Source organism: Bradyrhizobium sp. WBAH42 (genome assembly GCF_024585265.1).
GTDB lineage: Bacteria > Pseudomonadota > Alphaproteobacteria > Rhizobiales > Xanthobacteraceae > Bradyrhizobium.
In genome coordinates this window covers 3,114,577-3,134,244 of the sequence record NZ_CP036533.1, presented here as the reverse complement: position 1 = coordinate 3,134,244, position 19,668 = coordinate 3,114,577, and the positions used below count along the sequence as shown (strand labels likewise).

Annotated in this window: 24 protein-coding genes and 1 tRNA gene; 16 read left to right on the top strand and 9 right to left on the bottom strand. The window is 65.2% G+C overall.

Going from position 1 to position 19,668, the window contains the following annotated elements:
• Positions 1-76 precede the first annotated feature (76 nt).
• From DCG74_RS14645 to DCG74_RS14625, 5 genes are all read right to left on the bottom strand, one after another.
• The gene (locus tag DCG74_RS14645; protein WP_172787295.1) at positions 77-274 is read right to left on the bottom strand and encodes a hypothetical protein; all 198 of its coding nucleotides are present in this window, start codon (positions 272-274) and stop codon (positions 77-79) included.
• A 132-nt stretch (positions 275-406) separates the two neighbouring features.
• Positions 407-823, bottom strand: a complete 417-nt coding sequence (locus DCG74_RS14640) for a DUF4118 domain-containing protein (protein WP_172787294.1) — start codon at positions 821-823, stop codon at positions 407-409.
• 136 nt (positions 824-959) lie between these two features.
• Positions 960-2,153 carry an MFS transporter gene (locus DCG74_RS14635; protein WP_172787293.1) on the bottom strand — a complete coding sequence of 398 codons (1,194 nt, stop codon included), beginning with the start codon at positions 2,151-2,153 and terminating at the stop codon, positions 960-962.
• Between the two features lie 56 nt (positions 2,154-2,209).
• Positions 2,210-2,830 (bottom strand): TetR/AcrR family transcriptional regulator, encoded by a 621-nt coding sequence (locus DCG74_RS14630; protein ID WP_172787377.1) that lies wholly within the window; start codon positions 2,828-2,830, stop codon positions 2,210-2,212.
• 458 nt (positions 2,831-3,288) lie between these two features.
• Positions 3,289-4,230, bottom strand: coding sequence for an N-carbamoyl-D-amino-acid hydrolase (locus DCG74_RS14625; protein ID WP_210268391.1), 942 nt, complete (start codon positions 4,228-4,230; stop codon positions 3,289-3,291).
• Between the two features lie 278 nt (positions 4,231-4,508).
• Between DCG74_RS14625 and DCG74_RS14620 the strand changes: the two genes are divergently transcribed.
• From DCG74_RS14620 to DCG74_RS14610, 3 genes are all read left to right on the top strand, one after another.
• Entirely contained in the window at positions 4,509-4,733 is a 225-nt protein-coding gene (locus tag DCG74_RS14620; protein WP_018648745.1) for a hypothetical protein, read from the top strand.
• Between the two features lie 219 nt (positions 4,734-4,952).
• Entirely contained in the window at positions 4,953-5,279 is a 327-nt protein-coding gene (locus tag DCG74_RS14615; RefSeq protein WP_172787291.1) for a hypothetical protein, read from the top strand.
• 156 nt (positions 5,280-5,435) lie between these two features.
• The gene (locus DCG74_RS14610) at positions 5,436-5,732 is read left to right on the top strand and encodes a hypothetical protein (protein WP_172787290.1); all 297 of its coding nucleotides are present in this window, start codon (positions 5,436-5,438) and stop codon (positions 5,730-5,732) included.
• Between the two features lie 187 nt (positions 5,733-5,919).
• Here the strand turns inward: DCG74_RS14610 and DCG74_RS14605 are convergent, their stop codons facing one another.
• Positions 5,920-6,831: a LysR family transcriptional regulator gene (locus DCG74_RS14605; RefSeq protein WP_172787289.1), complete on the bottom strand. Its 912-nt coding sequence runs from the start codon at positions 6,829-6,831 to the stop codon at positions 5,920-5,922.
• A 71-nt stretch (positions 6,832-6,902) separates the two neighbouring features.
• Here DCG74_RS14605 and DCG74_RS14600 point away from each other — a divergent pair, with 71 nt between their 5' ends.
• From DCG74_RS14600 to DCG74_RS14590, 3 genes are read left to right on the top strand one after another with little or no spacing between them, the layout of a single operon-like run.
• Positions 6,903-7,532, top strand: a complete 630-nt coding sequence (locus DCG74_RS14600) for an HAD-IA family hydrolase (RefSeq protein WP_172787288.1) — start codon at positions 6,903-6,905, stop codon at positions 7,530-7,532.
• The gene (locus DCG74_RS14595) at positions 7,529-8,503 is read left to right on the top strand and encodes a tripartite tricarboxylate transporter substrate-binding protein (RefSeq protein ID WP_172787287.1); all 975 of its coding nucleotides are present in this window, start codon (positions 7,529-7,531) and stop codon (positions 8,501-8,503) included. Before DCG74_RS14600 ends, DCG74_RS14595 begins: the two co-directional genes overlap by 4 nt.
• A gap of 2 nt (positions 8,504-8,505) precedes the next feature.
• Positions 8,506-9,633 (top strand): DSD1 family PLP-dependent enzyme, encoded by a 1,128-nt coding sequence (locus DCG74_RS14590; protein ID WP_172787286.1) that lies wholly within the window; start codon positions 8,506-8,508, stop codon positions 9,631-9,633.
• A gap of 446 nt (positions 9,634-10,079) precedes the next feature.
• Here DCG74_RS14590 and DCG74_RS14585 read toward each other — a convergent pair.
• Positions 10,080-10,156, bottom strand: a tRNA-Pro gene (locus DCG74_RS14585).
• A gap of 68 nt (positions 10,157-10,224) precedes the next feature.
• On the opposite strand from DCG74_RS14585, the gene DCG74_RS14580 reads away from it, so the two are divergent.
• From DCG74_RS14580 to DCG74_RS14555, 6 genes are all read left to right on the top strand, one after another.
• Positions 10,225-11,214, top strand: coding sequence for an L-threonylcarbamoyladenylate synthase (locus DCG74_RS14580; RefSeq protein WP_172787285.1), 990 nt, complete (start codon positions 10,225-10,227; stop codon positions 11,212-11,214).
• Positions 11,215-11,230: 16 nt separating this feature from the next.
• A complete protein-coding gene (locus DCG74_RS14575; RefSeq protein ID WP_172787284.1) occupies positions 11,231-12,658 on the top strand; it encodes an FAD-binding oxidoreductase in 1,428 nt (475 codons plus the stop codon).
• Positions 12,655-13,098: a GNAT family acetyltransferase gene (locus DCG74_RS14570; RefSeq protein ID WP_172787283.1), complete on the top strand. Its 444-nt coding sequence runs from the start codon at positions 12,655-12,657 to the stop codon at positions 13,096-13,098. The genes DCG74_RS14575 and DCG74_RS14570 overlap by 4 nt, the downstream gene beginning before the upstream one ends.
• A 188-nt stretch (positions 13,099-13,286) precedes the next feature.
• The gene (locus DCG74_RS14565; protein ID WP_172787282.1) at positions 13,287-13,868 is read left to right on the top strand and encodes an NUDIX domain-containing protein; all 582 of its coding nucleotides are present in this window, start codon (positions 13,287-13,289) and stop codon (positions 13,866-13,868) included.
• Positions 13,869-14,161: 293 nt separating this feature from the next.
• Entirely contained in the window at positions 14,162-15,091 is a 930-nt protein-coding gene (locus DCG74_RS14560; protein ID WP_172787281.1) for a glycine/sarcosine/betaine reductase selenoprotein B family protein, read from the top strand.
• A gap of 34 nt (positions 15,092-15,125) precedes the next feature.
• Complete coding sequence (locus tag DCG74_RS14555; RefSeq protein WP_172787280.1) at positions 15,126-16,319, top strand: CaiB/BaiF CoA-transferase family protein; 1,194 nt, start codon at positions 15,126-15,128, stop codon at positions 16,317-16,319.
• Positions 16,320-16,429: 110 nt separating this feature from the next.
• Here the strand turns inward: DCG74_RS14555 and DCG74_RS14550 are convergent, their stop codons facing one another.
• Positions 16,430-17,194, bottom strand: a complete 765-nt coding sequence (locus DCG74_RS14550; RefSeq protein ID WP_172787279.1) for an SOS response-associated peptidase — start codon at positions 17,192-17,194, stop codon at positions 16,430-16,432.
• A gap of 63 nt (positions 17,195-17,257) precedes the next feature.
• On the opposite strand from DCG74_RS14550, the gene DCG74_RS14545 reads away from it, so the two are divergent.
• From DCG74_RS14545 to DCG74_RS14530, 4 genes are all read left to right on the top strand, one after another.
• Entirely contained in the window at positions 17,258-17,767 is a 510-nt protein-coding gene (locus DCG74_RS14545) for a hypothetical protein (protein ID WP_172787278.1), read from the top strand.
• A gap of 9 nt (positions 17,768-17,776) precedes the next feature.
• Positions 17,777-18,211, top strand: coding sequence for an NUDIX hydrolase (locus DCG74_RS14540; protein ID WP_172787277.1), 435 nt, complete (start codon positions 17,777-17,779; stop codon positions 18,209-18,211).
• 45 nt (positions 18,212-18,256) lie between these two features.
• Positions 18,257-18,634 (top strand): TIGR02301 family protein, encoded by a 378-nt coding sequence (locus DCG74_RS14535; protein WP_172787276.1) that lies wholly within the window; start codon positions 18,257-18,259, stop codon positions 18,632-18,634.
• A 250-nt stretch (positions 18,635-18,884) separates the two neighbouring features.
• Complete coding sequence (locus DCG74_RS14530; protein ID WP_025034564.1) at positions 18,885-19,151, top strand: hypothetical protein; 267 nt, start codon at positions 18,885-18,887, stop codon at positions 19,149-19,151.
• Positions 19,152-19,340: 189 nt separating this feature from the next.
• On the opposite strand, the gene DCG74_RS14525 is transcribed toward DCG74_RS14530, so the two are convergent.
• Positions 19,341-19,667 (bottom strand): cupredoxin family copper-binding protein, encoded by a 327-nt coding sequence (locus DCG74_RS14525; RefSeq protein WP_172787275.1) that lies wholly within the window; start codon positions 19,665-19,667, stop codon positions 19,341-19,343.
• Position 19,668: the final 1 nt, after the last annotated feature.

Genomic DNA, 19,668 nt, shown 5'->3' with positions numbered 1-19,668 from the left:
GAGACAACTCCGTAATCGCCCCGTGAGGGATCTTGCCTGCGGCGCGCCGGTTCACGGCCGCGCAGGTCGTTAACGATCAGGCCGCGAGCGGGACGGCATGGTCCGAGCGCGAGGCGAAATAGGCTTCCAGCTCCGACAGCGCCCGCGCTTCCCACTCCCTCGCCTGCTCCAGCAGCGACCAGCTCTGGCCTGGGCGGAATGCTGCGGTCTGGCGATAGAGCGATGCGATGCCGCGGTAGCGGCGCACGTTCTCCAAGATGGCGTGACCGTTCATGTCCGAAAACTCCCTCGTCATTCCCGCGGGAGAAACTGCGGCCAAATCTTTTTCGAAAAGTTAGCGGCGCGCGGCAAGTCCGCGGATGGTTGCCGGACTGTTGCGCAGCCGCAACGCGCGCGGCGCGATCTATTACGGATTCGTTGCCGCGCTCTCGCCCGAGGGCTTCAGCCCACCGCTTCTGACGATCGTCATCGTGGCGCGGCAGAGATCGGCAAGGCCGATCAGGAGGACTGCGAGAAGACAGAACAGGTTGATGGAATCGGCATTCGCGCTGGTCAGTGCGTTGAACTCGAAAAAGGGCGGGATGAACGCCCACCACACCAGCGGCACCGTGAGCAGCGCGGCCAACGCCGCCGCCGGTGCGCCCGTCATGAGCGCAAGCACGAACAGGCCGGGCAGGAATGCTGCGAAATAGAACTTTGCGCCGAGCGCGACGCAGATACCCTGAAGCACGGCCGACATCGCGACGACGGCCAATCCGAGCAGAAACGCCTGCCACGACCATGGCCGTACCCGCGGTACGCCAAACAGCCCCGCACGCTTCATCAGCCTCCCCCTGCCGCCCGTTAACCAGGTGCGTTTGCGACGAAAGTACTACAACCGCACACCATCCGCGAGATGGAAATTGCCTCATCGCGCGGTTGGTGAACGGCTCGCATAGCGCCATCCCGGCGACCGGCCGCTACTCGGTCACCGCGTAGAGCAACCCCGCGACGGGCAAAGCAAGGCCAATGGCCGATGCGAGCATCCAGCCGCCCTGTGCGAACGCCCAGGCTCCGACTGCGGAGCCGGCCGCGCCGGCGGCGAAGAACGTCGCCATGTAGAGACCATTGAGGCGACTGCGGTGCTCATGGCCGAGCGCGAAGATGGCGCGGAAACCCAGCACCACGTTGCCCTGGACACCGATATCGATCGCAATCGCGGCGACCACCAGACAGGCGAGGTTCAGCATCGAGCCGGGCGCGCCGATGGCGGTCACGAGGAAGCCGGCGGCCGTGAGCAGCATCGCGACCAGCGTCGCGATACGGCTATGGCCGCGGTCTGCGAGGCGCCCGGCGATCGGCGCGGCGAACACACCGGCGACGCCGGCCAGCGCGAACAGCGCGATGCCGCGCTGGGAGAAGCCGAACTCGCCGGCGAGCTGGAGCGGCGCCACCGTCCAGAACAGGGTGAAGGCGCCGAACAGGCTCGCCTGGTAGAGCGCGCGACGCCGCAGCAGCGGCGTGGCCCGCACCAGATGCGGCATCGACAGCAGCAATTGGCCGTAATGCATCCGCGTGACCGGCTTGCGCTTCGGCAGCGTCATCCAGAGCGCGGCCGCGAGCACGATCATCAGCGCGGCGGAGGCGAAGAACACCGCGTGCCAGGACAGCAAGGCCGTGACGAAGCTCGACACCGGACGCGCCAGCATGATGCCGAGCATCAGGCCGGTCGAGACGTTGCCGACGACGCGGCCGCGGATGGCTTCTGGCGCCAGATGCGCCGCATAGGGGATGATGATCTGCACCGCGACCGAGCCGAGGCCGATGAACAGCGCCGCGAGCAGGAACGGCAGCGCATGGCTTGCGAACGCGGCGGCGACGAGCGCCGCGGCGCCGAGCATGATCACCGAACAGATCAACGCGCGGTTTTCGACGAGATCGCCGAGCGGCACGATCAGCAGCAGCCCGGTGCCGTAGCCGATCTGCGTCATGGTCACGATCAGCCCGCTAGCTGCATGCGACAGGCCGAGCGCGGCGCTGATCGGGGCGATCAGCGGCTGCGCATAATAGATGTTGGCGGCGACCATGCCACAGGCCGCGGCGAGCACGAAGGTCAGGCGCTGCGACACCGCATCCGGCCCGGGCGCGGTCTCGATCGTGGCATTCATGGTCATTCGCATCGACTCCAGATATTAATAGGGAATGATCATTCCCTATTATGACGATAAATTCAGGCGAGCAGCTTCATGGCGACGCCGACGAGGCGCTCGCCTTCGAGCGGCACGCGGGCCTTGCCGACGACGCGCAGGCCTTGCGTGATGCAGATCATCAGCCGTGCGGTGTCATCGGCCGCGACGTGGCGGGGAATCGAGCCGTCGGCCTGGCCCTCGCGAATGAGGCCGGCGATGAAGCTTTCGTTGCGCTCGAGCTGCGCATTGACGCGGGCGCCGACGACCGGATCGACCGCGGAGAGCTCGACGGCACTGCCGACGACCAGGCAGCCGCGCCGCCCCTCGCTACCCTGGGAATGCTCGACATAGGACAGCAGCAGGTGACGGATGCGCTCGCAGCCGTTCGCGCCGCGCGCCGCCGCGCTGCGGGTCTGCTCCTGGCGCAGCGCCGCGTAGCGCTCGAAGGCGGCGAGGAACACCGCATGCTTGTCGCGAAACGCCTTGTAGATGCTTCCCGTGGCGAGCCGCATCGCCGCGGTGAGCTCGCCGATCGAGGTGGCATGATAGCCGCGCTCGCGAAACACGCGCACGGCGCGGTCGAGCGCGGTGTCCATGTCGAATTCCCGGGGGCGGCCGGGCGGACGTGCGGCAGGCCGGGAGCGGCGGGCGGTCTTTTGCATTGCGGGATAATAGGGAATGAACGTTTCCGAATAAAGACACGTGGTTGTGAAGGGGGACATGATGGTGACGTCACGGCGCGGTGCGGATAGATGGGCCCGGCTCTGCAGCGCACCGCACCGGACGATGCTTCGCATCGCCGGGGACGCTGCGCTGCGTCCGGGGCAGGAGAGCGAAGTATGGTGCGCACACTCTCCTCCTCGTCATTGCGAGCGCAGCGAAGCAATCCAGACTACCGCCGCGGAGAGACTCTGGATTGCTTCGCTGCGCTCGCAATGACGGAGTGTGGCAGCAATTCTCTGAACGGCTTTCGTAGGATGGGTAGAGCGAAGCGAAACCCATCACGCATCCTCCTCGCCGAAGCATGATGGGTTTCGCAAGGGCTCTACCCATCCTACGCGTCCATGAACCGGCGAGCGGCCCCGGATTACGCTGTCGCTCCATCCGGGCGACGGCAGCATCACCCCTTCACCGGCGTGCCATCCGCCATCGTCGTCACGCCCTTCCGTTCGACGATCATGCCGTAGGCCCGCGGCTGGCGGTGGACGTCGAAATTGAAGGTGGTGCGCTTGTAGGAGTTGCAGAGATCGAGATCGCAGCGCGCCAGCGCGATCTCGTCGCCCTTGGTGGTGCAGGCCGCGATGATCTCGCCCGAGGGCGCAATGACGCAGCTGCCGCCGATGTGATCGACGCCTTCCTCGTTGCCGGCCTTGGCGACGCCGACCACGAAGGTGCCGTTCTGATAGGCGCCGGCCTGCATCACCAGGTGATTGTGGAACAGCGAGAGATCGTCATGCTCCGGCGCGGGCGGATTGTGCACCGGCGTGTTGTAGCCGATCAGCACCATCTCGACGCCCTGCAGCCCCATGACGCGATAGGTCTCGCTCCACCGGCGATCGTTGCAGATCGCCATGCCCATCACGCCGCCGAAGGCATCGACCACGCCGAAGCCGCTGCCGGGCTCGAAATAGCGCTTCTCCAGGTGCTGGAATTCGCGCCAGGGCTCGTGCTCGGCATGGCCGGGCAGATGCACCTTGCGATATTTCAGGACGATCGCGCCGCTCTGGTCGACGAGGATGGACGTGTTGTAGCGCCTGACGATCCCGGCCTCGACGGTCAGCTCGGCGTAGCCGAGGCAGAAGCCGATGCCGAGCTCGCGCGCGAGATCGAACAGCGCCTGCGTCTCGGAGCCCGGCATCTCGCGCTCGAAGAAGCTGTCGATCTCGGCCTGGTCCTCGAAGTACCAGCGCGGGAAAAACGTGGTCAGCGCCAGCTCGGGATAGACGATCAGATCGCAGCCGCAAGCCCGTGCCTCGCGCATCAACGCCATCAGCCGCGCCACCACCGCGGTCCTGGTCTCGCTCTTCGCGATCGGTCCGAGCTGGCCGGCTGCGATGGTCATAATTCTCGCCACGCGTCATTCCTCATCTTTTTCGAGTGCGCCGGGCCCGAGCCTATCGGGCGGCGCACCGCGCGCACAGGCCGCCTCGGCCCTCCGTGCCGAGGGCACAATCAAATTCCGTGCCTGCGGGTATCATCTTGCGGCACTGGGTGAGCACCTGGACGGGAATTTCGTTGCCGATCTGCAACGGTTCCCCACCGTCTGAAGCTGGACAAAACAAACTCCCATTCCGGCCACGAACCGCTCTCACAAGGCCGTGAGACTATCAGGGGAAGACGATGCGTGCACAACGCGTTTGGAAAGTGAATGGGGCCGCCAGCATCGGGCAGCTCCAATCCAGGCTGGACGATCTGAACAAGCGCCTCAGCCAGCTCGAGAACCAGAATCCGGAGAATTGGAAGCTGGAAGAGCTGAGATCGAGCGCGCTCAGCCTGTCGCGCGAGATCGACGACATCCGCTGCGCCGAGGCGACGGCGGCCTTGAGCGAGCTGCTGCGGAAATAACCAGGCCTACCGATTCGCGCCGCGCCAGGGGGAACCAAGCGCGGCGGCGGCCATTTCCATGCAAAGCATGGAGCGAGATCATGAGCAGGCACCCGACGCGCGCCTATCTCGCGCGCGGCGTGGCCGGTGCGGTATCCATGCCGGTCCTGTGCGCGGCGGCGTCTTCACCATCGCGCGCCCCTTCGCGTTATGAAGAATTCGGCTTGTGAGGGATTTCGCATGACGTCCGATCCCGAGGAGCAGGTCAGGCTGCAAGGCTACGGCGAGATGACGCTGCGCACGGCCGTCGAGACCTTGATGCTGCTCGCGCCGCGCGAGCGATCCGAGGCCGCAATCTTTCGCGTCCGCGACGGCGTGCGCCTCGCGCAGAGCGAAATCGCCGAGCTCGCATCCAGCTGGGCCATCGAGCCCGCGCCAAACGTGCGATCGCCGAAACTGGTGCCGGAGCAGCACTGGCAAGACGTGGTCCGCGGCATGGTGCGCGACGCCCCGCTGCCGTCGCTGCTGGTGGCCTTCCTGGTGGGTGTGCTGATCGCGCGCAGATGATGATGCGCTCGCGACGACGCGCTCACATGAATGGAATCACCGCGTTCCGTGAAACCCGAGGAAACCCTTTGCTCGCGACATCGCGACCGTTCCGCGCGGAACGTCTCGCGGCAGGAGGGATTGGTCCCCCGTTGAAGCCCGAACATGGAGACAACCATGACACGTACGAAACTCGTGAGCGTCGCCGCAACTCTTGCCGCGATTTTGCCGCTCGCAACTGCAAGCCCCAGCCTCGCTGCGGGACGCGGTCCCGGCTGGTGCACGACACCTAGTGGAGAAGCTGTCGGCGCCGCCGGCCCGGCGATGAGCGGCGGCCAGTTGATGGCCGGCGTCGGCCAATGCCAGCGCATCGGCGGTTGGCACCCCACCAACACCTACGGCTATCAGGGCCCGGGCTACGGATATGACGAGCCCCGCTGGGGCACATCAGCCTACGCACCCTACGAAGACTAGGGGCCCTTCCATCGCAAGATCACAGCGGCGTGGCCGATCACGGCCGCGCCGCTGTCCCGCCCCGGTTCGGCTCCGGGTCATGACCCCGCTCTCTCGCGCTGATAGCGGACATTGCTCGACGCGTCCCCATGGCGAGAGCCAAATCGGTCGGCCGAACCGCCATCAAGGCGGCTTCGAGCGCTGCACGTCAAATACTTCGCCAAGGCGGCCTCGGTTGAAAGCGGGTTTTCAGGCTTTCAACAAAATGCGAGACACGGGCTGAGACCCCGCGACGCGTTGGCACCAAGGCCAGAATATCGGCGCCTTCGAATTCATATTCACGAAACAGCCGACGCAGTTCGCCCTTCTTAACCGATGGCGCCACGTCCCATTCGGACCTGAGTGCGATGCCCAACCCTGCAATAGCCCACTCGCGAACAACCTCACCATTGTTGCTGGTGAGTGCCGGAGTTATTCGAAGCGCTTCTGATCGCCGGGATGATGCGTGGCTGTTCCTGTAGCGCCAAAGCGTCACGTCCTCTTCGTTTTCGCGAACGGAGAGACATGCATGCTGCGCCAGGTCGCGGGGATGTGACGGCGTTCCGCGTCGTCGAAGATAGCCGGGACTGGCGCACACCCAGCGCGCGTTGCGGGCAAGAAGATGAGCGATCCACGAGGAATCCCGGACTGTCCCGATATGGATGACGACGTCAGCTTCGACATTGCTGTTCCAGGGGGTTTCGGAAAGATCCAGCGTCGCACGCACCTGTGGGTAGTCGCGAATGAATGCCGCCATGACGGGCGCGACATGAATCCTGCCAAAGCCAAAGGGCGCGACAACCCGTAGGGGGCCGGCAAATGCGCCACCGCTGAGACTGTTCCCCAGATCATCGATACGCGCCAACAGGGACTGGGCTTCATGAACGAGCCGTTCGCCTTCCGGCGTGAAGCGCAGGCCTCGGGAGTTGCGGACGACAAGATTGATTCCGAGAACGGCCTCCAGCTTTTTCAATCGCATGGAAAGCGCCGGCGGCGTGACATCGAGCGCCCTCGCCGCCCCGCTAAGCGAGCCGGTTCGGCTCAGGGCTACCACAAATCGAAAATCCTCAAGCGCAATCATTCAATTTTCCTGAAAGGATAAGCTAATCATACTTAAACACAACTGATCCCCGAAGTGATAGAAGTTTGACAATGACCATGCCCCGCGCCGTTCTTTTCGATCTTCTCACGGCGCTCCTCGATTCCTGGAGCGTCTGGAATGCCTCCGCCGGATCCGAAGCGTCGGGCCGAGCCTGGAGGGCCGAGTATCTCCGCATGACCTATGGTTGCGGTAGTTATGTTCCGTATGAGGATCTGGTCCGCCAGGCTGCGCGCGCAACTGGTCTCGCTCCGTCGGCGGCAGACGCCCTCGAAGCAAATTGGATGTCCCTCCCGGTCTGGAGCGGCGCGCAGGCTGCGCTAGACCAGTTGGCCGGACGCGCGCGCCTGGCAGTCGTCACCAATTGCTCGACGCGCCTTGGACGAATGGCTGCCGCCCGCCTCCGCACACAATGGGATGTCGTGATCACCGCGGAGGAGGCCGGCTTCTATAAGCCCGACTCCCGCCCCTATCGTCTTGCGTTGGACATGCTGGGCGTGTCGGCTGCGGACGCAGCGTTTGTCGCAGGCTCCGGCTGCGACCTCATCGGCACCTCAGCCGTCGGGCTGCGCACCTACTGGCACAATCGCGTGGGCTTGGCTCGTCCGGAGGGCGCACCGGCAGCCGAGAGAGAATCTCCGAACCTCGATGACCTCGTTCCCTGGCTGGAGGACTTTTCATGATATCTCGCACGTTGGCCGCCATGTTCGCAGTCGGATTGAACATCTCTGCGGCAACGGCCCAGGAGTTTCCCGAGAGGCAATTGACGCTGATCGTTCCGTTTCCCGCCGGTGGCCCGAGCGATGCACTTGGCCGGGCGGTGGCTCAAGCCATGGCCGCCCACTTGAAGCAGTCGATCATCGTAGAAAATATTGGCGGCGCCAGCGGCACCATCGGCCTAACCAAATTGCTAAAGGCGCCTGCGGATGGATACTCGCTCGGATTTGGCACCATCGGCACACATGTCGCGAATGTCGCGTTCTACAAACGCCTTCCATACGACCCAATCGCCGACTTCGAGCCTGTGGGCCTCGCTGGGATGGCTTCCACACTTCTTGTCGCGAAGATGGACCTGCCGGCATCCAATCTACATGAGTTCGTCACCTATGCCGGTGCCAACGGCGAGAAACTCACCTATGGCAGCGCTGGCGTCGGATCGATTTCGCACTATGCCTGCGTTCTGCTGCTGTCAAACCTGAAACTGAGCATCACCCATGTTCCATATCGCGGCATTGCCCCAGCGATGAACGACCTCATGGGTGGTCACGTGGACTTCATGTGTGACCAGACCACCACAGCGCTCCCTCAAGTGCTCGGCGGAACGATCAAGGCCATCGCAGCGCTGAGTGATCAGCCCCTGCCGCAGGCGCCTCAAATATCCACTACGGCAGAGGCCGGCTATCCGGGCGTGAAACTCCGCTCCTGGAACGCGATCTTCGTGCGAAGGGGAACGCCCGTTCCGGTGCGTCAGAAATTAAACGACGCCTTGCGCGCAGCACTCGTCGACCCGGATGTCATGCGGCAAATGACAGCGGTGGGTGTCGAACTGCCACGGGGATCGGACCTCGAGCCCGGTGCCGTCAGCGCGCTGATCGCCCAAGGGCTGGAGCACGACGTGCCAGTGCTGCGCGCCAAGGGCGAATATCTGGACTAAGCATGACATCTTTTTCCGACATCGAAACGCCCGCTGCCATCGTCGACGTCGTGCGCATGCAGCGTAATATCGCCCGCATGCAGGACCGGATGAACGCCTTGGACGTCAGTTTCCGTCCCCACGTCAAGACGACCAAATGCTTCGCTGTTGCGGACAGGCAGCGCGCCGCGGGCTCGAACGGCATCACCGTCTCGACCCTGCGCGAAGCCGAGGAGTTTTTTGCTGCGGGCTACGACGACATCCTCTACGCGGTCTGCATCGCGCCGCACCGGCTCAGCCGGGCCCAGCGACTGCGTGATCGAGGCTGCCGCCTCAAAATTCTGGTCGACTCGGTCGAGGCTGCGCAAGCCGTCGTCGAGGCGCAGTCCCATCGCGATCCTTTCCACGTCCTGATCGAGGTCGACACTGACGGACACCGCTCGGGTGTAGGCCCCGAGGATGAGCGTCTTATCGAGATCGGCCGCATTCTTCACACCGGCGGCGCCACACTTCGCGGCGTGCTGACTCATGCCGGAAACTCCTATGAACTCGACGAGCCCGGGGCTCTGGAGCGGTTGGCGGAGCAGGAGCGTGCCTTGAGCGTTCGCGCGGCCGAACGGCTTCGCGCTGCCGGCCTTCCATGCCCGGTCGTGAGCGTCGGATCGACCCCGACAGCGCTGTCCGCCCGCGCCTTGGACGGCGTTACGGAAGTGCGCTGCGGCGTGTACGTGTTCTTCGATCTATTTATGACGAATGTCGGCGTCTGCGCGTTCGACGATATCGCCCTGTCCGTGCTGACGAGCGTGGTCGGCCATCAGTCGGAGAAAGGCTGGATTATCGTCGACGCCGGATGGATGGCGATGAGCCGAGACCGCGGCACTGCTCGTCAGCGCCGTGATTACGGATACGGGATCGCATGCGATTTAGAGGGGCGCCCGCTCAAGGAAGACTTGGTGATGATCGCAGCAAATCAGGAACACGGAATCCTCGCCGTAAGAAACGGTCCTGTCATCTCTCTTGAAAATTGCTTTCCGATTGGCACACGACTTCGAATACTCCCGAATCACGCCTGTGCTACCGGAGCACAATTCTCCGAATATCATGCCTCGGAAAACGGCATTGAAAGATGGCGGAGGTTTAATGGCTGGTGACATTGCCTGCCTAGAACCTCACGGAGTGGCGGCCCCAGGTGGGTACGACGGTCATGCGGTGAGAGCCGGTGCTTTTGTCTTTGTTTCCGGACAATTGCCGATCTCCGCCAATGGTGCGAGGCTTGCTGACAAGGACCTTCATCCGGATGAAGAGGCTGCGTAGGCGTTTGGAGGAAGGCGCTGAGATGAACTCTATCCCCCGCGCGCCATTGGCGCCCGGAGGTCAGCCAAAAAGGCCCGTAAGTCCGGAGGGAGCATTTGTGATGCTCGATCATGTCCTACGTGACATCCCGCCAGGGTTCGTTTAGGTCGTCCCGCATCAGCCTGATCTGCTCCTCGACGCCCCTGGCATAAGCCTGGGATCGACAGGGATGGCTGCCGTGCCTCAAATCATTGCGCATTTCATTGCGTGGGAAAAACGTAGAAAGTATAAGTACTTGAAATGATGGTCGGAGTGGCAGGATTCGAACCTGCGACCCCTGCGTCCCGAACGCAGTGCTCTACCGGGCTGAGCCACACTCCGACAAGAAGGCGGCTTATAGCGTCGGGTTTGACGCACTGCAAGCGGCCGAGCTGAGGAATTTTGCCCTCGTGAAAACGGGTGTTGAAACGCTGATTTTGCCGGCCGGCGCGGCCGGCGCGGAAGCCGCTGCCCGGCGACTTGCGGCCGGCGGGCTGGTCGCGTTCCCGACCGAGACGGTCTACGGGCTCGGGGCGGATGCAGCCAATGCCACCGCGATCGCCCATCTCTACGCCGCCAAGGGGCGGCCGGCGTTCAATCCGCTGATTGCGCATGTCGCGGACCTCAAGGCCGCGCGGCGGATCGGGCGATTCGATGCGCGCGCGCTGGCACTGGCGGAAGCGTTCTGGCCGGGGCCGCTGACGCTGGTGGTGCCGAAGACCGAGGACTGCCCGGTGGCGGATCTTGCCACCGCCGGACTCGACACGGTCGCGATCCGCATCCCCGCCCATCCCGTCGCGCAGGCGATCCTGCGCGCCTTCGGCGGCGCGGTGGTGGCGCCGTCGGCCAACATCTCCGGCCACGTCTCGCCGACGCTGGCTGCCCATGTCGAGAGCGACCTTTCCGGGCGGATCGACCTGATCGTCGATGGCGGGCCTGTTACGGTCGGCGTGGAATCGACGATCGTCGGCTGCCTCGACGCGCCGATGCTGCTCCGTCCCGGCGGGCTGTCACGCGAGCGGATCGAGGCGGTGCTGGGCGCGCCGCTGGCGCGGCCGCCGGCGGAGGCCGAGAGCGACGACGGCCAGCCGCTGGCGCCGGGCATGCTGGCCTCGCATTACGCGCCGCGCGCCCATGTGCGGCTCGATGCGCGTGAGATCGCGCCGGGCGAGGCGCTGCTGGCGTTCGGCCCCGCGCGCCTGCCCGGCCTTGACGCCGCGTCGGCCGTCATGAATTTGTCGCCCACCGGTGATCTCGATGAAGCCGCCGCCAATCTGTTCGGCTATCTTCGCAGCCTCGATGCGAGAGCGCCGCGGGCGATTGCGGTGATGCCGATACCCGAAGATGGTCTGGGTGAGGCGATCAACGACCGGCTGCGCCGCGCCGCGGTGGCGCGGTGAAGCAAGAGACGAGGACATGAACATCAACAAGCCTGCCACCCCGCCGCTTGCCCCCGAATTGATCGCGCAATTCCGCAACATCGTCGGCGACCGCCACGCGATCACCGATCCGACTGATATCGAGCCTTACGTCACCGAGGAGCGCAATTTGTTCCACGGCCGCTCGCCGCTGGTGCTGCGCCCGGGCTCGACGGCGGAGGTCTCTGCCATCTGCAAGCTCGCGTCCGCGCACAACATCGCGCTGGTGCCGCAGGGCGGCAACACCGGGCTCGTCGGCGGCCAGACGCCGCATAATGGCGAGGTGGTGGTGTCGCTGCGCCGGCTTGACAAGATCCGCGAGGTCGACACCGCCTCTAACACCATGACGGTCGAAGCCGGCGTGGTGCTGCAGATCGCGCAAGCCAAGGCGTCCGAGGTCGACCGGCTGTTTCCGCTGTCGCTCGGTGCCGAAGGCAGCTGCACCATCGGCGGCAATCTCTCCACCAATGCCGGCGGTACCGCGGCGCTCGCCTATGGCGTCGCGCGCGAGATGGCGCTGGGGCTGGAAGTGGTGCTCGCCGACGGGCGCGTGCTGAACGCGCTGTCGAAGCTGAAGAAGGACAACACCGGCTACAATCTGCACAACCTCTTCATCGGCGCTGAAGGCACGCTCGGCATCATCACCGCGGCGACGCTGAAACTGTTTCCGAAGCCGCGGGCGATCGAGACCGCCTTCGTCGGGCTGAAATCGCCGGCGGCGGCGCTGAAGCTGCTCACCATCGCGCAAGGCGAGGCCGCCAATGCGCTGACGAGCTTCGAGCTGCTGTCGCAGCTGGCGGTGGATTTCTCCGTGCGCCACGGCATCGACGTGCGCGATCCGCTCGCCGAGAAGCATCCCTGGTACGTGCTGATGGAATTGTCATCGCCAAGCGAGGATGCCCGCACGCCGCTGGAGACGATCCTCGCCCGCGCCATGGAGGAGGAGATCGTCGACGATGCCGTGATCGCGGCGAGCCTCGCCCAGCGCGCGGCGTTCTGGAAGCTGCGTGACGAGATGTCGGCGGCGCAGAAGCCGGAAGGCGGCTCGATCAAGCACGACATCTCCGTCCCGGTTGCGGCCGTGCCCGAATTCATCGCGGAAGCCGATGCGGCCGTGGTGAAGCTGATCCCCGGCGCCCGGCCGGTGCCGTTCGGCCATCTCGGCGACGGCAATCTGCATTACAATGTCAGTCAGCCGATCGGCGCCAACACCGCCGATTTCCTCGCGCGCTGGCATGATGTGAACGCGGTGGTGTTCGAGATCGTGCTGCGCATGGGCGGCTCGATCTCGGCCGAGCACGGCATCGGCGTGCTCAAGCGCGACGAGCTGCCCGAGGTGAAGGACAAGACCGCGTTCGAGCTGATGCGACAGGTCAAGGCGATGCTCGATCCGCTCGGCATCATGAATCCGGGGAAGGTGCTGTGAGCGCCCTTGCGATCGAGCCCATCTCCGACGCCGATGTCGAGCCAGTCGTCGCGCTATGGCAGCGCTGCGGCCTGACGCGGCCCTGGAACGATCCGCATGCCGACATCGCGCTGGCGCGGCGGCGGGCCAATTCCACCGTGCTGGTCGGCCGCGAGAACGGCGCGATCGTTGCCACCGCGATGGTCGGCCATGATGGCCATCGCGGCTGGGTCTATTACGTCGCCGTCGATCCCACCTGTCAGAAGCGCGGCTATGGCCGCATCATCATGGCCGCGGCCGAGGACTGGCTGCGAAGCGCCGGGATTTCGAAGCTGCAGCTCCTGGTCCGCCGCGAGAACGCGCAGGCCAATGCGTTCTATGGCTCGCTGGGCTTCGAGCTATCGACCTCCGTGATGTTCCAGAAGTGGCTCGACGGCCGCGCGACCACGCCAAGCAATTGAGATCGAGATGCGGCCGCGAACGCAACTGCGCCCCCTCGCCCCGTTCTTACGGGGAGAGGGTTGGGGTGAGGGGCTTCTCTCCGCACGCGAGATCGTCGATGGACCTGTACCCCCTCACCCGCATCCCATCTCCGATGGGATGCGACCTCTCCCCGCAAGCGGGGAGAGGTGAAGAAGAGAGAGACCTCATGACCATTTCCGACCGCGTCCGCATCAAGGACGTCCGCGTGCTCTCGGACGGCTGGACCACGCTGAAGACCACGACGTTCGAGTACCGGCGCGCCAGTGGCGAGTGGCAGACGCAGCATCGCGAGACCTATGAGCGCGACAACGCCGCCGCGGTGCTGCCCTACAATCTCGCGCGGCGGACCGTGATCCTGGTGCGCCAGTTCCGCCTGCCGGCCTTCATCCGCGGCTACGACGATCTGTTGATCGAGGCGGCCGCCGGCGTGCTCGACAACGCCGAGCCCGAGGAGCGCATCCGCGCCGAGGCGGAGGAAGAGACCGGCTATCGCCTGCACCACGTCCACAAGGTGTTCGAGGCCTTCATGAGCCCCGGCGCCATCACCGAGAAGCTGCATTTCTTCGTCGCCGAATATGAGCCCGAGATGCGGGTGAGCGACGGCGGCGGCCTCGAGCACGAGGGCGAGGACATCGAGGTGCTGGAGCTTTCCATCGACGAGGCCCTGGCGATGATCGCCGACGGCCGCATCATCGACGCCAAGGCGATCATGCTGCTGCAATATGCAGCGCTGCACGTGTTCAGGTAGGTGGCGCTCTTACCCTCCCCTGGAGGGGGAGGGTCGGCTCACATGCAGCGCAGCGAAATGTGAGACGGGGTGGGGTGACGGTCTCTCCACATCCAACAGTGCCCGAGTGGAGAGATCACCCCACCCCGCTCGCGCTGCGCGCGATCGACCCTCCCCCTCCAGGGGAGGGTAAGAGGCACTGTCGGCGCCGCGCCATCCTCGTCTGCAATTCTGACCTGCGCCGCCGCTCCCCCGGTTGAGCTCACTCCCGACTATCTCTACTCTGGCCCCAACCAAGAACCAGGAGACGCGCCATGTCTGCTCCGCGCGACGACGAATTCGGCTTTGCGCCCGACTACGACTCCCCCGTTCCCTACATGCAGCGCACCCGCGATTATTACGCGGCGATCGGCTACACCACGCCGTACCGCTGGGCGCATTACACCGAGGCGCCGTTCCAGCCGCTGAAGAAGCCGCTTTCGCAATCGCGCGTCACCCTCATCACCACCGCTGCGCCCTACGATCCGGCCAAGGGCGACCAGGGGCCGGGCGCGGCGTATAATGGCAGCGCGAAGTTCTATCAGGTCTATGACGGCGACACGTCGCAAGAGCACGACCTGCGCATCTCGCACATCGGCTACGACCGCAAGCACACCTCGGCCACCGACAGCGGCACCTGGTTTCCGCTGCCACAGCTGTTGAAAGCGTCCGCCGCGGGGCGGATCGGCGAGATCGCCCCGCGCTTCTTCGGCGCGCCGACCAACCGCAGCCATCGTGTCACGCTCGACACCGACGCGCCGGAGATCCTGGCGCGCTGCCTCGCGGACAAGGTGGATGTCGCGGTGCTGGTGCCGAACTGCCCGGTCTGCCACCAGAGCACCGCGCTCGTGGCGCGGCATCTGGAGCGCAACGGTATTCCGACCGTGATCATGGGCTGTGCCAAGGACATCGTCGAGCACGCCGCCGTGCCGCGCTTCCTGTTCTCTGATTTCCCGCTCGGCAATTCTGCCGGCAAGCCGCACGACATCGCCTCGCAGGCGCAGACGCTCGAGCTCGCGCTCCGGCTGCTGGAGACCGCGAGCGGTCCGCAGACCACGATGCAGTCGCCGCTGCGCTGGAGCGAGGATGCCTCCTGGAAGCTCGACTACAACAACGTCGCGCAGCTGAGCCCTGAAGAGCTGGCGCGCCGCCGCGCCGAATTCGACAAGCAGAAGGAGATCGCGCGCGGCAACCGCGCCGCCTGACGTCCTCCGATAACAACAATCAAGGGAGAGCGACGTGACGCGACCGTTCGAGGGCGTGAAGATCCTGGATTTCACGCAAGTGCTGGCCGGCCCCTATGCGAGCTATCAGCTCGCGCTGCTCGGCGCCGACGTCATCAAGGTCGAGCGGCGCGAGGGCGAGGACATGCGCCGCACGCCGCTGTCCCGCGAATGGGCCGAGCGCGGCCTGGCGCCGGCATTCCAGGCCATCAACGGCAACAAGCGCAGCCTGACGCTCGATCTGCAGAAGTCGGAGGCGATCGCGATCGTGAAGAAGCTCGCAAGCCGCGTCGATGTCGTCATGGAGAATTTCCGCCCCGGCGTGATGGACAAGCTCGGCGTCGGCTATGAAGCGCTGTCGGCCATCAATCCGAAGCTGATCTATTGCGCGGTGTCAGGCTTCGGCCAGACCGGCCCGGATCGCCTGCGCCCCGGCTATGACGGCAAGATGCAGGCGCTGTCGGGCATCATGGCGATCACCGGCCACCCCGAGACCGGACCGACCCGCGCCGGCTTTGCGGTGTGCGACGTGCTGTCGGGCGCCACGGCCGCGTTCGGCGTGTCGAGCGCGCTCTACCAGCGCGACCGCACCGGCAAGGGGCAGCTGATCGACGTCTCCATGCTGGAGGCGACGCTGGCGTTTCTCTCGGGCCAGATCGCGGACTGGTCGGTCGCCGGTCATCGGCAAACGCTCTCGGGCAATCAGGCGGTGAGCCGCCGGACCACGGCGAATTTGTTCAAGTGCGGCGACGGCCATATCCTGCTCGCCGTCAACAACGAGAAGCAATACCTCGCGTTGATGGCTGCGCTCGGCCGCGAGGACACGCTGTCAGATCCGCGCTTTGCCGACTGGTTCTCCCGCAACGAGAACGAGCCGGCGCTCCGCGCCATCATCGAGGAAGCGCTGGCGAAACGGCCGGCACGCGAATGGGAGACGATCCTGGAAGACGCCGGCGCGCCATGCGCCAGCATCTGGAAGGTCGAGGAGGTCATCGACCATCCGCAAGTGAAGGCGCGCGGTGCGATCCAGGAGCTGGACACGCAATACGGCCGCCTGCGCTTTGCCGGCAGCGGCTTCAAGCTCGCGCATGGCGGCGGCAGGCTGGATCGCATGGCGCCGGAGCTGGGCGCGGATACGGACGCGGTACTCGGCGAGCTGGGATTCGACGCGGCGGAGATCGCGGGCTTACGGGCGAGGGAGATTGTCTGAAGCTCCGTGCCGTAGCGTGGGCAAAGCGAAGCGTGCCCACCACCGCGTACTGAAGAGAGAGATCGTGGGCACGGCGCGTTGCGCCTTTGCCCACCCTACGGCACTGCCGCCTAGAACAACGATCCCTGCCCGTCATCCGCCGGGCTAGCCGCAGTCTTCCGCACCGCTTTCTTCGGCTTCGTCGCCTCGGCCTCCGCCTCGATCTCCTCCGCACTGATCGGCAGCACGAGCTGCTCGTCATCATTGGCGACGCGGTTGACGCGGGTAGAGACCGGGTGCCAGGCGAATTCGCCGACGTGCGGGGGCCTCATCAGCGGCAGGATCGCATCGACCTCGTCGCCTTTGATGTCAAGCCAGCGCTCGAAGTCGCGCGGGCTGATGGTGACGGGCACGCGGTCATGCAGAGCGGCGAGATCCTCGCCCGCCGCCGCGGTGACGATCGCGACCGTGTCGAGCTCCTCGCCGTTCGGCCCGACCCAGGTCTCGAACAAGGCGGCAAAGCCGAGCGGCGCACCGTCGGCGCGGTGGATGAAAAAGGGCTGCTTGCGGCCGGCTTCCGTCTTCCACTCGTAATAACCATCAGCCGGGATCAGGCCGCGCCGGCGGCGAATCGCGTTCTTGAAGGCGGGTTTCTCCAGCACAGTCTCGGAGCGGGCGTTGATCAGGAGCGTGAACCCGCGGGGGTCCTTGACCCAGCTCGGCAGCAGACCCCAGCGCATCAGGCGGAAATGGCGCGCGCCGTTCTCGACCAGCACCACCGGAATCGGTTGCGTCGGGGCGACATTGTACCGGGGCGGAAAATTCGGCTGCTCGACATAGCCGAACAGTTGCCGCAAAGCCGCGGGGGCCGAAGTTATGACGAAGCGTCCACACATCCTTGGGGGCCTATATAGGGTCCGTTCAGGTCCTTTTAACCCCGAACGTTAACACTGCGGCAGATGAGCTCAACGGCCACCCAACCCGCGCGGACGCATGTACAGACGGGCCCCGAGGCGGCCGCCTGGGCCGAACGGCTGCGCGTGGCCAACATCAACCCGCGGACCGGGCTTGCCACCGACTATCTCAACCATTTCAATGAAGCCGTGATGCTGCTCGAGATGGTGCCGGATATGCCGGAATGCGCGGATGACTTCCTGACCTGGACGCCGCTGTCCTACGCCGAGCATTTCACGGCGTCGAATTTCAAGGCGCGGGATTTGGCGATCGAAGCCTATGAGAAAGCCGATCCCAACGTGCGTGCCCAGTTCGACCACATGACGGATACCATGACCTCGATCCTGACCGCGGTCGGCTCGGCCATGCGCGAGGTCGAGAAGGACTCGACCCGCGTGCGCCTCGCCGAGCAGGCCACCCTCTGGGTCAAGCCGCTGATCGCGGCCTGCGGCGGCATCATCAATGGCGGGGCGGAAGCCGACGTCGACACCATCATGGCGAACTCGGCCCGATAGGTGGCGCGATTGACTGCAATTGTCCATCCTGCCCATCCCCAGCTCGCGGTCAGCGCGGCGATCTTCCGCGACGGCAAGGTGCTGCTGGTCCGCCGCGCCCGCTCGCCCGCCAAGGGCTTCTATTCGCTGCCGGGCGGCCGTGTCGAGTTCGGCGAATCGCTGCATCAGGCCTTGAGCCGTGAGGTCGACGAGGAAACCGGGCTTCGTATCGAGATCGTTGGCCTTGCCGGCTGGCGCGAGGTGCTGCCGGCCACCGCCGGCGCCGGCCATTACCTGATCATGTCCTTTGCCGCCCGCTGGACGGCCCGGGAGCCCGTCCTGAACGACGAGCTCGACGATTACCGCTGGATCGCCCCGGACGCCATGGCGAGCCTCGGTGACCTCAAGCTGACCGGGGGGCTGGAGGAGGTCATCCTGTCGGCTCACCGGCTGCTTGGGGCCTGACGGCCCGCCTTGCGCCAGCCGTCCCGAGGGGGCATACAGCCGCCGATGTCGATGCGATTTCTGGCCATTTTTGTCGTGATTCTCGCCTGCGCCTCCGGGCCTGCGAGAGCCCAGGACGTGGCGGCGCCGTTTGACGGCGGACTGCAGCGGCTGGCCGAGATCCTGGGCGGCCTGCACTATCTGCGCGGCATCTGCGGGGCGAACGAGGGCAACAAATGGCGCAACGAGATGCAGGCGCTGATCGATGCCGAGACCCCCTCCGGGGAGCGCCGCACCCGCATGATCGCCGCCTTCAACCGCGGCTATAACGGTTTTCAGCAGACCTATCGCAGCTGCACGCCGGCCGCGACGGTGGCGATCCGCCGCTATATCGAGGAAGGCTCGAAGATCTCGCGGGATCTCACGGCGCGCTACGCGAACTGATTTCTCGTCATTCCGGGGCTCGACGAAGTCGAGAGCCCGGAATCCATCGAGCCGCAGAGTTGGTGGCCTGACGGATTCTGGGCTCGCGCTGCGCGCGCCCCGGAATGACGAGTGCTGGAACCCTGTCATCGATTTTGTTCACAGCCGTTAACCGTTCTTAAAGATGTGGCCTAGCGGTCGTTAACGCCCGTGCTACACCTTCTCGCACAGCGCATCGCCGTGGATCGCGCCCCAGCCCTGACCGAGTTTCATGAGCCAGCCGATTTCCTACGCCCCCGCCCGCGCGCCGCTGCCCGATCACGAGCAGAAACAGGCTGCGCTGAGCTATCTCAACGAGGCCTGGGCCGAGGCGCGCCATGACGGCGTCGACGGCGACTGCCTGGCGCAGGCGAGCCTGTTCGCGGCGCTCGCCGAGCTCGTCGGCACCTATGGCGAGGACGCGGTGGCGAAGTTCGTCGAGGGCTTTCCCGGCCGCATCCGCAACGGCGAATTCTCGGTCGGCATCTCCAGGCAGTAGGCCGCTCCGAAAAATGACCCCGCCACGCGGGCGGGGCCAGTTGCGGATGAATGACTTTGCGAACGGATTTGGCGAAAGGCTTCGCGAAGTCTGCCGCTGTTATCGCACGGAAGCCGCTTTCAGCGGACAAGCATTAGTCTCGCGGCCGTCGGGAGATGTTCCCGCAGCGCGCGGGAATTCGCTCCCTCGTCACGGCTCGATCTTGAGCGTCGCTTTCATGTTGGGATGATAGCGGCAGTAATACTCGACCGTTCCGGCCTTGTTCAGAACTGATGTCGCCGATTTCTTCGGCGGCAGCATCACATCGAAATCGCCGTTCCTGGCGGTGGCGGTGTGGGCGAAGACGTCCTTGTTGACCCAGGTGATGGTATCGCCGATCTTCGCCGATACCTCAGCCGGAGCAATCACGAGATTGTCCATCGTGATCGTGATCTCGATCGACGCGGCGCGTGCCGGGACGATCGTCGACAGGAGGACGACCGCAAGCGCGATCGAAGCGAGGCGTCCCGGCATCATG

Excerpts from the sequence above, each read along its gene's own strand:
- DCG74_RS14645 (WP_172787295.1), bottom strand. The coding sequence starts at position 274 with ATGAACGGTCACGCCATCTTGGAGAACGTGCGCCGCTACCGCGGCATC.
- DCG74_RS14640 (WP_172787294.1), bottom strand. The coding sequence starts at position 823 with ATGAAGCGTGCGGGGCTGTTTGGCGTACCGCGGGTACGGCCATGGTCG.
- DCG74_RS14635 (WP_172787293.1), bottom strand. The coding sequence starts at position 2,153 with ATGACCATGAATGCCACGATCGAGACCGCGCCCGGGCCGGATGCGGTG.
- DCG74_RS14630 (WP_172787377.1), bottom strand. The coding sequence starts at position 2,830 with ATGCAAAAGACCGCCCGCCGCTCCCGGCCTGCCGCACGTCCGCCCGGC.
- DCG74_RS14625 (WP_210268391.1), bottom strand. The coding sequence starts at position 4,230 with ATGACCATCGCAGCCGGCCAGCTCGGACCGATCGCGAAGAGCGAGACC.
- DCG74_RS14620 (WP_018648745.1), top strand. The coding sequence starts at position 4,509 with ATGCGTGCACAACGCGTTTGGAAAGTGAATGGGGCCGCCAGCATCGGG.
- DCG74_RS14615 (WP_172787291.1), top strand. The coding sequence starts at position 4,953 with ATGACGTCCGATCCCGAGGAGCAGGTCAGGCTGCAAGGCTACGGCGAG.
- DCG74_RS14610 (WP_172787290.1), top strand. The coding sequence starts at position 5,436 with ATGACACGTACGAAACTCGTGAGCGTCGCCGCAACTCTTGCCGCGATT.
- DCG74_RS14605 (WP_172787289.1), bottom strand. The coding sequence starts at position 6,831 with ATGATTGCGCTTGAGGATTTTCGATTTGTGGTAGCCCTGAGCCGAACC.
- DCG74_RS14600 (WP_172787288.1), top strand. The coding sequence starts at position 6,903 with ATGACCATGCCCCGCGCCGTTCTTTTCGATCTTCTCACGGCGCTCCTC.
- DCG74_RS14595 (WP_172787287.1), top strand. The coding sequence starts at position 7,529 with ATGATATCTCGCACGTTGGCCGCCATGTTCGCAGTCGGATTGAACATC.
- DCG74_RS14590 (WP_172787286.1), top strand. The coding sequence starts at position 8,506 with ATGACATCTTTTTCCGACATCGAAACGCCCGCTGCCATCGTCGACGTC.
- DCG74_RS14575 (WP_172787284.1), top strand. The coding sequence starts at position 11,231 with ATGAACATCAACAAGCCTGCCACCCCGCCGCTTGCCCCCGAATTGATC.
- DCG74_RS14565 (WP_172787282.1), top strand. The coding sequence starts at position 13,287 with ATGACCATTTCCGACCGCGTCCGCATCAAGGACGTCCGCGTGCTCTCG.
- DCG74_RS14560 (WP_172787281.1), top strand. The coding sequence starts at position 14,162 with ATGTCTGCTCCGCGCGACGACGAATTCGGCTTTGCGCCCGACTACGAC.
- DCG74_RS14550 (WP_172787279.1), bottom strand. The coding sequence starts at position 17,194 with ATGTGTGGACGCTTCGTCATAACTTCGGCCCCCGCGGCTTTGCGGCAA.
- DCG74_RS14545 (WP_172787278.1), top strand. The coding sequence starts at position 17,258 with ATGAGCTCAACGGCCACCCAACCCGCGCGGACGCATGTACAGACGGGC.
- DCG74_RS14535 (WP_172787276.1), top strand. The coding sequence starts at position 18,257 with ATGTCGATGCGATTTCTGGCCATTTTTGTCGTGATTCTCGCCTGCGCC.
- DCG74_RS14530 (WP_025034564.1), top strand. The coding sequence starts at position 18,885 with ATGAGCCAGCCGATTTCCTACGCCCCCGCCCGCGCGCCGCTGCCCGAT.
- DCG74_RS14525 (WP_172787275.1), bottom strand. The coding sequence starts at position 19,667 with ATGATGCCGGGACGCCTCGCTTCGATCGCGCTTGCGGTCGTCCTCCTG.